Consider the following 13839-nt stretch of genomic DNA (forward strand, 5'->3'; position numbering starts at 1 on the left):
CACCGCAGAGAGATCCGTCCACTGCACGAAGGGGAAGCCATGACAGCGACGACCGACGGAAGCACCGGGGCACTGCCGCCCCGAGCCCCCTCGGCCAGCGACACCGACCACGACACCGCGCCGGCGGCAGGGGTCCAGGACGCCGCCGCGCTCGCCGTACGACGCGCCACCGACTTCCTCCTCTCCCGGCAGGACGCCCAGGGCTGGTGGAAGGGCGACCTGGAGACCAACGTCACCATGGACGCCGAGGACCTGCTGCTCCGTCAGTTCCTCGGCATCCGCGACGAGAAGACCACCCATGCGGCCGCCCTGTTCATCAGAGGCGAGCAGCGCCCGGACGGAACCTGGGCCACCTTCCACGGCGGCCCGCCCGACCTCTCCGCCACCGTCGAGGCCTACGTCGCGCTGCGGCTGGCCGGGGACGACCCCGGCGCGCCGCACATGGCGCGGGCCTCCGCGTGGATCCGCGAGCGGGGCGGGATCGCCGCCGCCCGGGTCTTCACCCGTATCTGGCTGGCGCTGTTCGGCTGGTGGAAGTGGGACGACCTGCCGGAGATGCCGCCGGAGATCATCTGGTTCCCGAAGTGGATGCCGCTGAACATCTACGACTTCGGCTGCTGGGCGAGGCAGACGATCGTGCCGCTGACGGTGGTCTCGGCGAAGCGTCCCGTGCGGCCCGCGCCGTTCCCGCTGGACGAGCTGCACACCGACCCCGGGCGCCCGAACCCGCCCAAGCCCCTTGACCCACTGGGTAGTTGGGAGGGCGCCTTCCAGAGGATCGACCGGCTCCTGCACGGCTATCACAAGGTGGCGCTGAAGCGGCTGCGCAAGGCCGCGATGAACAGCGCGGCCCGCTGGATCGTCGAACGGCAGGAGAACGACGGCTGCTGGGGCGGCATCCAGCCCCCGGCCGTGTACTCGCTGATCGCGCTGCACCTGCTCGGCTACGACCTCCACCACCCCGTGATGCGTGCCGGGCTGGAGTCGCTCGACCGGTTCGCCGTGTGGCGCGAGGACGGGGCCCGGATGATCGAGGCCTGCCAGTCGCCGGTGTGGGACACCTGCCTCGCCACCATCGCGCTCGCCGACGCGGGCCTGCCCGCCGACCACCCCCAACTCGTCAGAGCCGCCGACTGGATGCTCGGGGAGGAGATCGTCCGCCCCGGCGACTGGGCGGTGAAGCGCCCCCACCTCCCGCCGGGCGGCTGGGCCTTCGAGTTCCACAACGACAACTACCCCGACATCGACGACACCGCCGAGGTCGTCCTCGCGCTGCGCCGGGTGGCCCATTCCGACCCGGAGCGCGTGGAGAAGGCCGTCCGGCGGGGGGTGCGCTGGACCGCCGGCATGCAGTCGCGCAACGGGGCCTGGGGCGCCTTCGACGTCGACAACACCAGCCCGTTCCCCAACCGGCTGCCGTTCTGCGACTTCGGCGAGGTCATCGACCCGCCGTCCGCCGACGTCACGGCGCACGTGGTGGAGATGCTCGCGGTCGAGGGCCTGTCCCACGACCCGCGCACCCGGCGCGCCATCGAGTGGCTGCTCGCCGAACAGGAGCCGAACGGCGCGTGGTTCGGGCGCTGGGGCGTCAACTACGTGTACGGCACCGGCTCGGTGGTCCCCGCGCTGGTGACCGCCGGGCTGCCCGCCGCGCACCCCGCGATCCGCCGGGCCGTGGCCTGGCTGGAGACCGTGCAGAACGACGACGGAGGCTGGGGCGAGGACCTGCGGTCCTACCCCGACCCCGCCGAGTGGGGCGGCAAGGGCGCCTCCACCGCCTCCCAGACCGCGTGGGCGCTGCTCGCGCTGCTGGCAGCGGGGGAGCGGGACGCCAAGTCCACCGAACGCGGCGTCGAGTGGCTGGCCCAGACCCAGCGGGAGGACGGCTCCTGGGACGAGCCGTACTTCACCGGCACCGGCTTCCCCTGGGACTTCTCGATCAACTACCACCTCTACCGGCAGGTCTTCCCGCTCACCGCGCTCGGCCGGTACGTCCACGGCGAACCGGCCGTCCTCACAGCCCAGGGCCGCTGATGGACACGCCCGCCGCCCCGGTCCCGCTGCTGATCGCCTGCGCGCTCGGCATCGAGCACCTCGCCCTGCGCAGCGGCGACCGGGGAGGCGCCGGTGGCCCGGTCACCGTCCTGCGCACCGGCATGGGCCCCAGGGCCGCCGAGCGGTCCGTCGCCCGGCTGCTCGCCGGCCCAGGGTTGCGCCACGCGGCGGTCCTGGCCACCGGGTTCTGCGCCGGGCTCGCCCCGGGCATGCACCCCGGCGATCTGGTCGTCGCCGGGGAGACCCGTGGCCCCGACGGCGCCGTCACCCCCTGTGTGGGCACCGAACTGCTGGTCGAGGAGCTGGCGAGGGCCGTACCGGGGCGCACGATCCACACCGGCCCGCTCACCGGATCGGACCACGTCGTACGGGGGCAGGAGCGGGCGGACCTGTTCGCGACCGGCGCGATCGCGGTCGACATGGAATCCGCGGTCACGCTCCACCGCGCCGTGAGAGCGGGCGCACGCCCGGTTGCGGCCGTCCGGGTGGTCGTGGACGCTCCAGAACATGAACTGGTCCGGATCGGCACGGTACGCGGTGGAATATCAGCTTTCCGCGTCCTTCGTGCCGTCCTTCCCGCTTACTACGAATGGCACCGTTCCCTGCTGCTCCCCCGGAGGTGAGCCAGATGGCCATGCCGCTCCGCCAGTCCATCAAGGTGGCGACGTATCTCGCCGAACAGAAGCTCCGCAGGCGGGACAAGTTCCCGCTGATCGTCGAGCTGGAACCGCTCTACGCCTGCAATCTGAAGTGTGAGGGCTGCGGCAAGATCCAGCATCCGGCGGGTGTGCTGAAGCAGCGCATGCCGGTGGCGCAGGCCGTGGGCGCCGTTCTGGAGTCCGGTGCGCCGATGGTGTCGATCGCCGGCGGCGAGCCCCTGATGCACCCGAAGATCGACGAGATCGTGCGGCAGTTGGTGGCGAGGCGGAAGTACGTCTTCCTGTGCACCAACGCCCTGCTCATGCGCAAGAAGATGGACAAGTTCAAGCCCTCGCCGTACTTCGCGTTCGCGGTGCACATCGACGGGCTGCGGGAGCGGCACGACGAGTCCGTGGCGAAGGAGGGGGTGTTCGACGAGGCCGTGGCCGCCATCAAGGAGGCGAAGCGGCGCGGCTTCCGGGTGACCACCAACTCCACCTTCTTCAACACCGACACCCCGCAGACCGTCATCGAGGTCCTGAACTTCCTCAACGACGACCTCAAGGTCGACGAGATGATGATCTCGCCCGCCTACGCCTACGAGAAGGCTCCCGACCAGGAGCACTTCCTCGGCGTCGAGCAGACCCGCGAACTGTTCAAGAAGGCCTTCTCCGGCGGCAACCGGCGGCGCTGGCGGCTCAACCACTCACCCCTGTTCCTCGACTTCCTGGAGGGCAGGGTCGACTTCCCGTGCACGGCGTGGGCCATCCCCAACTACTCGCTGTTCGGCTGGCAGCGGCCCTGCTACCTGATGAGCGACGGGTACGTCACGACGTACCGGGAGCTGATCGAGGACACCGACTGGGACGCGTACGGCCGGGGCAAGGACCCGCGCTGCGCCAACTGCATGGCGCACTGCGGCTACGAACCGACCGCCGTCCTCGCCACCATGGGATCGCTGAAGGAATCCCTGCGCGCCCTGCGCGAGACCGTCTCCTCGAACCACGGGAACCAGGGGTGATGTGATGACCGCCGTGTCGCTGGGCGTCCCCGAGCTGCCCGTCCGACCGATCGCGGAGCGCCGCACCTCGCGGCGCATCCAGGTCGGCCCGGTGGCGGTGGGGGGCGGGGCCCCGGTGTCGGTGCAGTCGATGACGACGACCCGTACGTCGGACGTCGGCGCCACCCTGCAGCAGATCGCCGAACTCACCGCGTCCGGCTGCCAGATCGTCCGGGTCGCCTGTCCCACACAGGACGACGCGGACGCCCTCGCCACCATCGCACGCAAGTCGCAGATCCCCGTGATCGCGGACATCCACTTCCAGCCGAAGTACGTCTTCGCGGCGATCGAGGCCGGCTGCGCGGCGGTACGGGTGAACCCCGGCAACATCAAGCAGTTCGACGACAAGGTCAAGGAGATCGCGCGGGCGGCGAAGGACCACGACACCCCGATCCGGATCGGGGTCAACGCCGGTTCACTCGACCGGCGGCTGCTCCAGAAGTACGGCAGGGCCACCCCCGAGGCGCTGGTGGAGTCCGCGCTGTGGGAGGCGTCGCTGTTCGAGGAGCACGACTTCCGGGACATCAAGATCTCGGTCAAGCACAACGACCCCGTCGTGATGATCGAGGCGTACCGGCAGCTGGCCGCCCGGTGCGACTACCCGTTGCATTTGGGCGTGACGGAGGCCGGTCCGGCCTTCCAGGGCACGATCAAGTCCGCCGTCGCCTTCGGGGCGTTGCTCAGCGAGGGGATCGGCGACACGATCCGGGTCTCGCTGAGCGCCCCGCCGGTCGAGGAGATCAAGGTCGGCATCCAGGTCCTGGAAGCGCTGAACCTGCGGCAGCGGCGGCTGGAGATCGTCTCGTGCCCCTCGTGCGGGCGGGCGCAGGTCGATGTGTACCGGCTGGCGGACGAGGTGACCGCCGGTCTGGAAGGCATGGAGGTCCCGTTGCGGGTCGCGGTCATGGGCTGCGTCGTCAACGGACCCGGGGAGGCGCGGGAGGCGGACCTGGGGGTCGCCTCCGGCAACGGCAAGGGGCAGATCTTCGTCAAGGGCGAGGTCATCAGGACCGTGCCCGAGTCGAAGATCGTGGAGACCCTCATCGACGAGGCGATGAAGATCGCCGAGCAGATGGAGAAGGACGGCGTCGCGTCGGGGGAACCGGCGGTCACCGTGAGTTGACGACACGGGCTGAAGAGCACGGACCGAGAGGGGGCCCGACGTGACGATTCTGGAGAACATCCGGCAACCGCGCGACCTGAAGGCGCTGACCGAGGCGGAACTCGGGGAACTGGCCGATGAGATCCGGGAGTTCCTGGTGCACGCGGTCGCCAGGACCGGGGGGCACCTGGGGCCCAACCTGGGGGTGGTGGAACTGTCCGTCGCGCTCCACCGGGTCTTCGAATCACCAGTGGACCGGATCGTCTGGGACACCGGTCACCAGAGCTATGTGCACAAACTTCTGACGGGTCGTCAGGATTTTTCGAAGCTGCGCGGCAAGGGCGGCCTGTCCGGCTACCCCTCGCGCGAGGAGTCCGAGCACGACATCGTCGAGAACAGCCACGCCTCCACCGCCCTCGGCTGGGCGGACGGCCTCGCCAAGGCCCGCCAGGTGCGGGGGGAGAAGGGCCATGTCGTCGCGGTCATCGGCGACGGCGCCCTGACCGGCGGTATGGCCTGGGAGGCCCTCAACAACATCGCCGCCGCCAAGGACCGGCCGCTCATCATCGTCGTCAACGACAACGAACGCTCCTACTCACCCACCATCGGCGGCCTCGCCAACCATCTCGCGACCCTGCGCACCACCGACGGCTACGAGCAGTTCCTCGCCTGGGGCAAGGATGTCCTGCTGCGCACCCCGGTCGTCGGCAGGGAGGTCTACGAGGCGCTGCACGGGGCGAAGAAGGGCTTCAAGGACGCCTTCGCGCCACAGGGCATGTTCGAGGACCTGGGCCTGAAGTACGTCGGACCGATCGACGGACACGACACCAGGGCGGTCGAGTCCGCGTTGCGCCGCGCCAAACGCTTCCACGGGCCCGTCCTGGTGCACTGCCTGACACAGAAGGGCCGCGGCTACGAGCCCGCCCTCGCGAACGAGGAGGACCACTTCCACACCGTCGGCGTGATGGACCCGCTGACCTGCGAACCGCTCACCCCGGCCGGGGGACCGTCCTGGACGTCGGTCTTCGGCGACGAGATCGTGCGGATCGGGGACGAGCGCGAGGACGTCGTGGCGATCACGGCCGCCATGCTGCACCCGGTGGGCCTCGGCAGGTTCGCGGAGAAGTTCCCCGACCGGGTGTGGGACGTCGGCATCGCCGAGCAGCACGCCGCGGTCTCGGCCGCAGGACTGGCGACGGGCGGGCTGCATCCGGTCGTGGCGATCTACGCGACCTTCCTCAACCGGGCCTTCGACCAACTGCTGATGGACGTGGCCCTGCACCGGTGTGGAGTCACCTTCGTCCTGGACCGGGCCGGGGTGACCGGCGTCGACGGCGCGTCGCACAACGGCATGTGGGACATGTCCGTCCTCCAGGTCGTACCCGGGCTGCGGATCGCCGCCCCCCGCGACGCCGAGCAACTGCGCGCACAGCTGCGGGAAGCGGTGGCCGTGGACGACGCCCCCACCCTGATCCGGTTCCCCAAGGAGTCGGTGGGGCCGGAGATCCCGTCCCTGGAGCGGGTGGGCGGCATGGACGTGCTGTACCGCTCCCCGTCCGGGGGGACCCGCTCCCCGTCCGAGGGGCCCGCCGAGTCCTCGGAGCGCCCGCAGGTGCTGCTCGTCGCCGTCGGTGTGATGGCGTCGGTGTGTCTCCAGACCGCCGAACTGCTCCGGACACGGGGCATCGGCTGCACCGTCGTCGACCCGCGCTGGGTCAAGCCGGTCGATCCGGCGCTGCCGTGGCTCGCCGACGAACACCGGCTGGTGGCCGTCGTGGAGGACAACAGCCGGGCCGGCGGCGTCGGTTCGGCCGTCGCCCTCGCCCTGGGGGACGCCGAGGTCGACGTACCCGTACGGCGGTTCGGCATCCCGGAGCAGTTCCTCGCGCACGCCAAACGCGCGGAGGTGCTGGCGGACATAGGGCTGACGCCCGTCGAGATCGCCGGGCGGATCAGCGCGTCGCTGGCCGCCCGGGACGACTTCGCCGAGCACGCCCCGTCGAAGGCCGAGCCCGCCGAGGAGAAACCGGAATGACCACCCTGGAACCAGCGCCGGAATCCGAGCAGTTCGACCTCGGCGCACTCCTCGCCGAGCGCGGAGCCGAACGCTACGAACTCCACGCCCGGTACCTCAACCACCAACTCCCGCGCATGCTGCACACCATCGGCTTCGACAAGGTCTACGAGCGGGCCGAGGGCGCGTACTTCTGGGACACGGACGGCGCCGACCACCTCGACATGCTCGCCGGGTTCGGGGTCATGGGGCTCGGCCGTCACCACCCCGTGGTCCGCAAGGCCCTGCACGACGTGCTCGACGCGGGGCTCGCCGACCTGACCCGCTTCGACTGCCAGCCGCTGCCCGGACTGCTCGCCGAGAGACTGCTCACCCACAGTCCGCACCTGGACCGCGTGTTCTTCGGCAACAGCGGCACGGAGGCCGTCGAGACCGCGCTGAAGTTCGCCCGGTACGCCACCGGCAGACCCCGCGTCCTCTACTGCGAGCACGCCTTCCACGGACTCACCACCGGCTCGCTCTCCGTCAACGGCGAGGACGGCTTCCGGGACGGCTTCGCACCGCTGCTCCCCGACACGGCCGTACCGCTCGGTGATCTCGACGCGCTGGAGAGGGAGGCGCGCAAGGGCGACGTCGCCGCCCTCGTCGTCGAGCCCATTCAGGGCAAGGGCGTGTACGAGGCGCCGCCCGGCTATCTGCGCGCCGCCCAGGAACTGCTGCACCGGCACAAGGCTCTACTGATCGTCGACGAGGTGCAGACCGGGCTCGGCCGCACCGGGGACTTCTACGCCTACCAGCACGAGGACGGCGTCGAACCGGACCTGGTCTGTGTGGCCAAGGCGCTCTCCGGCGGCTATGTCCCCGTCGGCGCGACCCTCGGCAAGGACTGGATCTTCAAGAAGGTCTACTCGTCGATGGACCGGGTCCTCGTCCACTCCGCGAGCTTCGGCTCCAACGCCCAGGCCATGGCCGCCGGGCTCGCCGTCCTCTCGGTCATGGAGAACGAGCGGATCGTAGCCCACGCCCGGGCCACGGGGGAGCTGCTGAAGAGCAGGCTCACGGCCCTGGTCGACAAGTACGAGCTGCTCAGCGACGTACGCGGTCGCGGACTGATGATCGGCATCGAGTTCGGCAGGCCCAGCTCGCTCAAGCTGCGCGGCCGCTGGACCATGCTCCAGGCGGCCCGCAAGGGACTCTTCGCCCAGATGGTCGTCGTACCGTTGCTGCGACGGCACCGCATCCTCACCCAGGTCTCGGGCGACCACCTGGAGGTGATCAAGCTGATCCCGCCGCTGATCATCGGGGAACGGGAGGTGGACCGGTTCGTCTCCGCCTTCACGGAGGTGATGGACGACGCGCACAGCGGGGGCGGACTGATGTGGGACTTCGGCAGGACACTGGTGAAGCAGGCGGTCGCCAACCGCTGAACCGCTGAACCGCTGGGGTGCTGGGGCGTCGGGTGTGCGGTCCCCGGGTCTTTGCCTCTGAGGCAAGAAATTTGCCGCAGAGGCAAAGCTGCGGCTGAATGGAGGGCATGAGCCCCTCCGAGGGTACCCACCTCCCGAGCCCCCGGTCGACCCGGAACTGCCCGCCGTCGCCCCGCAGCTGCGGGGCCTGCGCCGCCGGGCCGCCCTCACCCTGGAGGCCGCCGCCCGCGCCGCCGGGTTGTCACCCGCCCACCTCTCCCGGCTGGAGACCGGACAGCGCCAGCCCTCGCTGCCGATGCTGCTCGCGCTGGCCCGCGTCTACGGTACGACCGTCTCCGAACTGCTCGGCGAGACCGTCGCCGAACGGGACGCCGTGCTGCGGGCGTCCGACATGGAGCCCACCCGGGCCGGCGGCTGGACGTACTGGCAGGCGGGCGCGTCCGGGCGCGGGATGCAGGCGCTGCGCGTCCACGTGCCGCACGGCTCGCAGGGCGACATCGTCCGGGTGCATCCCGGCGAGGAGTGGCTGTACGTCCTCAAGGGGCGGCTGCGGCTGCGCCTCGGGGACACCGCGCAACTGCTGGAGCCGGGGGACAGCGCGCACTTCGACTCGCTGACCCCGCACCGCATCGCCGCCGCCGACCACGACGGCGCCGACCTCCTGTTCGTCCACACCCTGCTGCAGAGCCCGAACGCCGCGCTGTGCCTCGGGCCGACCATCTCCGGAGAGACGCCATGAGCGACCTGGAAGAGAAGTTCCCCCGCGCCCTGTGGGTGCGGCTCATCATCTACATCGCGGTCGGCCATGTCTTCGCGGCCTTCATCTATCTGCTGTTCGAGGTGGGCGCCAACCAGTAACGGCTCACCGGCCGCGGGCTAGTCGAGCAGGCGCTCGCGCAGCCGCTCCCGGGTCTCCGGGGTGACCCTCAGGCCCTGCTCCAGATACGTGTCCACGTCCCCCCAGGTCTCCTCGACGGTGTCGAAGGCCGTCTGGAGGTACTCGGCGCGGGCGTCGAAGAGCGGGCTCAGCAGCTCCATGACCTCCGGGGAGTAGGCGCTGGCCGCGGTGCTGCTGCGGTGCACCTTGTAGCGGCGGTGCTTGGCGTTCGACTCCAGGTAGTCGGCGACGATGGCCTCGCGTTCCACACCGAGAGCGAGCAGTGTGATGGCGACGGAGAGGCCCGCGCGGTCCTTGCCCGCCGCGCAGTGCATCAGCGCGGGCACGCTGTCCTCGGCCAGTGCGTGCAGCACTCGGGAGTGCTCGGCCGTGCGGTCCTTGATGATCCGCCGGTAGGAGGCGATCATCCGGCCGGCCGCCTTGCCGTCGTCCAACAGCTCCCGCAGCTGGTCCAGGTCGCCGTCGCGGACCATCTTCCAGAACTCGGCGCCGTCCGCCGGGTCGCTCAGCGGCAGGTTCACATTGAGGACGCCGGGCAGCTCGACGTCCGGGCCCTCCAGCTTCTGATCGGCCGTGTTACGGAAGTCGAAGACCGTGTGCAGGCCCAGGGAGGCCAGGAACGCGGCGTCCTCGTCGGTGGCGTGCGCCAGGTGGCCGCTGCGGAACAGCACCCCGTGACGCACCCGACGGCCGTCCACCGTCGGCAGGCCGCCCACATCGCGGAAATTGCGCACTCCGGTCAGCTCGGGCTCGGTCGACGGGATCTGCTGCGTCACTGGGGCTCCCTCCCATCCGGCCGTCCGCGCGGGCCGCCGACGGCCGCGCACTCGGCATCGAGGCGCGCACTCGACGATACGACATGGGTGCGTACACCAATGAGTTGTCCACAGCCGGGCGCCCGAGCCCCGAGCAGTTGTCCACAGGCCGCTGTGCCGATGTCTCGGCGGTTGTCCACAGGCGCCGTCGAGCGCCCGCGGCGACCTGCGATGATGTCGGAACCCGATCGTACCTGTTCGAATCTGTGAGGGCTTGATGTTGGACATCGGAACTGACGGCCGGACCTGGCTTCTCAGCGGACCCGAGAGCAGCTATGCCCTGCGGCTCACCGAGAACGACGAGCTGCTGCACCTGCACTGGGGTCCCCGGATCGCCCTCGCGGACGCAGAGGAGCTGGCCGCACGGCAGCGGCTGCCGTATCGGCCCTTCGAGGCCCCGGTCGACGGACACGAGGAGTACCCCGTCGAGGGCGGACCTCGCTTCACCCGCCCCGCGCTCTCCGTGCGCACGGAGAAGCGACGCGGCACCGAGTGGACCTTCCAGGAGTACGAGGCCGACGGCGACGAGCTGCGGCTGCGCTTCACCGACGACGGACTCCGGATCACCCTGCACTACCGGATGCGCGACGACGTGGTCGAGCGCTGGGTGACCCTCGTCAACGAGGGCCCGGCGGTGGAGCTGCTGCGGGCCGATTCGGCGACCTGGACGCTGCCCCGGCGCGAGGAGGACACCTGGCGCCTCTCCCAGCTGCACGGGCGGTGGGCGGCCGAGTCCCGGCTCGTGCGCGCCGACCTCACCTACGGCGAGAAGGTCCTCGGCAGTCGGCGCGGACACACCGGCCATCAGCACCTGCCCTGGGTCGCCCTCGACACCGACGCCACCGAGGAGCGCGGCGAGGTCTACGGCTGCGCCCTGGGCTGGTCGGGTTCCTGGCGGATCGCGGTGGCCCAACTCCCGGACGCCCGCGTGCAGATCACCGGCGGCGCCGGGTACGACGAGTCCGGACTGCTGCTGCTGGAGACGGGCGGTACGTTCACCACGCCCGTCTTCGCCGGCCTGTGGAGCGACGGCGGCTTCGGCGGGGCGAGCCGCGCCTGGCACGCGTACCAGCGGGCGTATGTCATCCCGGACGCGGACCGGGACCGGCCTGTGCTCTTCAATTCCTGGGAGGCCACGGAGTTCGACATCTCCGAGGAGCAGCAGGGGGCGCTCGCACGGCGGGCCGCGGCGATCGGGGTCGAGTTGTTCGTCGTGGACGACGGCTGGTTCGGGGCGCGGACCAGCGACCGGGCCGGCCTCGGCGACTGGACCCCCAATCCGGACCGTTTCCCGAAGGGGCTCGAGCCGCTCGCCGAGCAGGTGCACGCCCTCGGGATGCAGTTCGGCATCTGGGTCGAGCCGGAAATGGTCAACCCGGACAGTGAGCTGTACCGGGCGCACCCCGAGTGGGCACAGTTCCAACCGGGGCGAAAGCGGACGGAACTGCGCAATCAACTCGTACTCAATCTCGCGCGCGAGGACGTCCAGGAATACCTCTGGGAACGGCTCGACACCCTCCTGTCCAGCGCCCCGATCGACTATGTGAAGTGGGACTTCAACCGCTGCTTCACCGATGCCGGCTGGCCCGGCGAGCCCTATCCGCAGAAGCTGTGGGTGGAGCACGTGCACGCCTTCTACGCCCTGTTGGACCGGCTGCGGGCCGCCCACCCGGGGGTCGCGTTCGAGTCGTGCTCGGGTGGCGGCGGCCGGATCGACCTCGGGGTCCTGGCGCGGACGGACCAGGTGTGGACCTCCGACAACACCGACCCGCTCGACCGGCTCGCCATCCAGCACGGCTTCAGCCAGATCCATCCCGCCCGGAGCATGGCCGCGTGGGTCACCGACAGCCCGAACAACCAGCTCAACGGGCGGGTCAGCTCGCTGCGGTTCCGGTTCGTCAGCGCGATGGCGGGTGTGCTCGGCGTGGGCGGCGACCTCACCGAGTGGAGCGAGGAGGAGTTGGCCGAGGCCCGGGAGTGGGTGGAGCTGTACAAGGAGATCCGGCCCGTCGTGCAGCGGGGCGACCTGTACCGGCTGCGGCCGCCGGCGGGAGGGCTGAGTGCCGTGGAGTACGTCCACGGTGACGAGGTGGTCGTCCTCGCGCTGCTCCAGGCCCAGCACTACGGAGAGCCGCTCTCCCCGCTCCGGCTGCGCGGGCTGGATCCGGGGGCGGCGTACGAGTGCCGCGAAACGGGCGAAACGTACCGAGGTGCCGTGCTGGCGCACCACGGATTGCCGACGGGGTTGCGCGGCGACTTCGATGCGAAGGTTATCCGCCTGCGTCGCACTTGAGTGATCTGTCCGAAATGAAGCTGTAATTCCAACAAGCCCCGGAATAAAGCCTACTGGGCCGTAGGTGCGTGAGCAGCGTCATATTCGTGACGTTCCGTTGCCGTCATGTCCACGTAATTCGCGCTGATTTCCAGGGAGGTTGGAATACGCGCTAGACCGGTCATTTACGGAGTGTGATGGCGAATTGGAGTAAGGATCAGGGAGGAAGACGTACAGGAAGTCCCCATGGTTGTCTCTGTGGGCACAAGTCGCTTACGTTCGGCGTCAATCCGGACGGACGCCCAATCCTGCCGCCGACCGGAGCCGCGTACCGACCCGATCCACGGCAGGAGCGGGGGACCCACAGGAATCACCGCCTGTTCCGGTCTCCGGAACGGCTAGGGGTAAAGCCGTGCGCAAGCACGGCCGGACATCTCCAGTCCGCACCCGACAGCTCACCTCGCAGGCGCCGGAGAGGAATTCGTCATGCCCGCGAAGGGTAAGCACCGCCGTCCGAAGTCCCAGCGCTTCACCCGCTCGATCGCCGCCGCCGGGACCGGTGGCGCGGCGCTCGCGCTGCCGTTGATCGGAGCCGCGGGCGCCCACGCCGCGACCCCGAGCGCCACCGTCTCCGGTGTCTCCGGGAAGGCGGCCACGATCGCCGCCGAGAAGGCCGCGGCCGAGGCGGGCGCACGGATCGAGCAGGCCGAGAAGGCCGCGCAGGCGGAGAGAACCACCACCAAGAAGGCGGCTCCCAAGACCTACTCGGTCAAGGTCGGCGACTACCTCGCGAAGATCGCGGACGAGCAGGACGTCGAGGGCGGCTGGAAGCAGCTGTACTCGGACAACCGTGAGGCGGTCGGCTCCGACCCCTCGCTCATCCACCCGGGGCTGAAGCTCACCATCGGTGAGCGGGCCGCGTCGAGCGAGACGTCGCGCTCGTCCTCCAAGCCGCAGCTGTCGCAGTCCTCGAAGCCTGCCGAGTCCTCCCAGACCTCGAAGTCCTCCGAGACCTCGAAGTCCTCGGGTACGGCGAAGCAGGAGTCGAAGGACACCCAGGCGTCGACCTCCACGGGCAGCGGTCAGTCGTCGTCCAACGCCTCCGGCTTCAGCCGGCCCATCCTGAGCGCGACCGTCGGTACCGCGTACAAGACCGCCGGCAGCATGTGGTCCAGCGGCTACCACACGGGCGTCGACTTCGCGGCCCCCACCGGGACCAGCCTCAAGGCCGTGGGCGCGGGCACCGTCGTCTCGGCCGGCTGGGGCGGCGCGTACGGCAACCAGGTCGTCGTCAAGCTCGCCGACGGCTATTACGCCCAGTACGCCCACCTGTCCTCGATCTCCGTCTCCGCCGGCCAGTCCGTGAGCGGCGGCCAGCAGATCGGTCTCTCGGGCGCGACCGGCAACGTCACCGGACCGCACCTCCACTTCGAGATGCGCACCAGCCCGAACTACGGCTCGGACATCGACCCGCTGGCGTACCTCCGCTCGAAGGGCGTCGGCATCTGATCCACGCCGCCGCACCCGCCGAAGGCCGGACCCCATGACCGGGGTCCG

The 13839-nt window shown here is 70.2% G+C and carries 11 protein-coding genes and 1 riboswitch; of the genes, 10 read left to right on the forward strand and 1 reads right to left on the reverse strand.

Annotated features, from left to right (window positions below; genetic code table 11):
• The first annotated feature begins 39 nt into the window (after positions 1-39).
• The 8 genes from shc (at position 40) to E4N62_RS11830 (ending at position 9155) form a co-directional block, all read left to right on the forward strand.
• The gene (shc, locus tag E4N62_RS11795) at positions 40-2034 is read left to right on the forward strand and encodes a squalene--hopene cyclase (protein WP_230213822.1); all 1995 of its coding nucleotides are present in this window, start codon (positions 40-42) and stop codon (positions 2032-2034) included.
• Positions 2034-2678, forward strand: coding sequence for a 1-hydroxy-2-methyl-2-butenyl 4-diphosphate reductase (locus tag E4N62_RS11800; protein WP_230213823.1), 645 nt, complete (start codon positions 2034-2036; stop codon positions 2676-2678). The genes shc and E4N62_RS11800 overlap by 1 nt, the downstream gene beginning before the upstream one ends.
• A 5-nt stretch (positions 2679-2683) precedes the next feature.
• Positions 2684-3715: an adenosyl-hopene transferase HpnH gene (gene hpnH, locus E4N62_RS11805; RefSeq protein WP_230213824.1), complete on the forward strand. Its 1032-nt coding sequence runs from the start codon at positions 2684-2686 to the stop codon at positions 3713-3715.
• Positions 3716-3719: 4 nt separating this feature from the next.
• Positions 3720-4877, forward strand: coding sequence for a flavodoxin-dependent (E)-4-hydroxy-3-methylbut-2-enyl-diphosphate synthase (ispG, locus tag E4N62_RS11810; RefSeq protein WP_230213825.1), 1158 nt, complete (start codon positions 3720-3722; stop codon positions 4875-4877).
• A 40-nt stretch (positions 4878-4917) separates the two neighbouring features.
• Entirely contained in the window at positions 4918-6891 is a 1974-nt protein-coding gene (gene dxs / locus E4N62_RS11815; RefSeq protein WP_230213826.1) for a 1-deoxy-D-xylulose-5-phosphate synthase, read from the forward strand.
• Positions 6888-8297, forward strand: a complete 1410-nt coding sequence (locus E4N62_RS11820; RefSeq protein ID WP_230213827.1) for an aspartate aminotransferase family protein — start codon at positions 6888-6890, stop codon at positions 8295-8297. The genes dxs and E4N62_RS11820 overlap by 4 nt, the downstream gene beginning before the upstream one ends.
• Before the next feature lie 94 nt (positions 8298-8391).
• On the forward strand, positions 8392-9036 hold the full coding sequence (locus tag E4N62_RS11825) for a helix-turn-helix domain-containing protein (RefSeq protein ID WP_374116981.1): 645 nt from the start codon (positions 8392-8394) through the stop codon (positions 9034-9036).
• Positions 9033-9155, forward strand: coding sequence for a DUF6126 family protein (locus tag E4N62_RS11830; protein WP_184902031.1), 123 nt, complete (start codon positions 9033-9035; stop codon positions 9153-9155). Before E4N62_RS11825 ends, E4N62_RS11830 begins: the two co-directional genes overlap by 4 nt.
• 18 nt (positions 9156-9173) lie before the next feature.
• Here the strand turns inward: E4N62_RS11830 and E4N62_RS11835 are convergent, their stop codons facing one another.
• A complete protein-coding gene (locus tag E4N62_RS11835) occupies positions 9174-9971 on the reverse strand; it encodes a tyrosine-protein phosphatase (RefSeq protein WP_230213828.1) in 798 nt (265 codons plus the stop codon).
• A gap of 256 nt (positions 9972-10227) precedes the next feature.
• Here E4N62_RS11835 and E4N62_RS11840 point away from each other — a divergent pair, with 256 nt between their 5' ends.
• Both E4N62_RS11840 and E4N62_RS11845 read left to right on the forward strand, forming a co-directional pair.
• A complete protein-coding gene (locus E4N62_RS11840; RefSeq protein WP_230213829.1) occupies positions 10228-12303 on the forward strand; it encodes an alpha-galactosidase in 2076 nt (691 codons plus the stop codon).
• 302 nt (positions 12304-12605) lie between these two features.
• Positions 12606-12764: riboswitch (cyclic di-AMP (ydaO/yuaA leader) on the forward strand.
• 4 nt (positions 12765-12768) lie between these two features.
• Positions 12769-13791: a M23 family metallopeptidase gene (locus tag E4N62_RS11845; RefSeq protein WP_230213830.1), complete on the forward strand. Its 1023-nt coding sequence runs from the start codon at positions 12769-12771 to the stop codon at positions 13789-13791.
• The last annotated feature ends 48 nt before the right edge of the window (positions 13792-13839 follow it).

Origin of the sequence: Streptomyces sp. MNU76, from assembly GCF_020982545.1 — a bacterium.
Taxonomy (GTDB): domain Bacteria; phylum Actinomycetota; class Actinomycetes; order Streptomycetales; family Streptomycetaceae; genus Streptomyces.

Excerpts from the sequence above, each read along its gene's own strand:
- shc (WP_230213822.1), top strand. The coding sequence starts at position 40 with ATGACAGCGACGACCGACGGAAGCACCGGGGCACTGCCGCCCCGAGCC.
- E4N62_RS11800 (WP_230213823.1), top strand. The coding sequence starts at position 2,034 with ATGGACACGCCCGCCGCCCCGGTCCCGCTGCTGATCGCCTGCGCGCTC.
- hpnH (WP_230213824.1), top strand. The coding sequence starts at position 2,684 with ATGGCCATGCCGCTCCGCCAGTCCATCAAGGTGGCGACGTATCTCGCC.
- ispG (WP_230213825.1), top strand. The coding sequence starts at position 3,720 with ATGACCGCCGTGTCGCTGGGCGTCCCCGAGCTGCCCGTCCGACCGATC.
- E4N62_RS11820 (WP_230213827.1), top strand. The coding sequence starts at position 6,888 with ATGACCACCCTGGAACCAGCGCCGGAATCCGAGCAGTTCGACCTCGGC.
- E4N62_RS11830 (WP_184902031.1), top strand. The coding sequence starts at position 9,033 with ATGAGCGACCTGGAAGAGAAGTTCCCCCGCGCCCTGTGGGTGCGGCTC.
- E4N62_RS11840 (WP_230213829.1), top strand. The coding sequence starts at position 10,228 with ATGTTGGACATCGGAACTGACGGCCGGACCTGGCTTCTCAGCGGACCC.
- E4N62_RS11845 (WP_230213830.1), top strand. The coding sequence starts at position 12,769 with ATGCCCGCGAAGGGTAAGCACCGCCGTCCGAAGTCCCAGCGCTTCACC.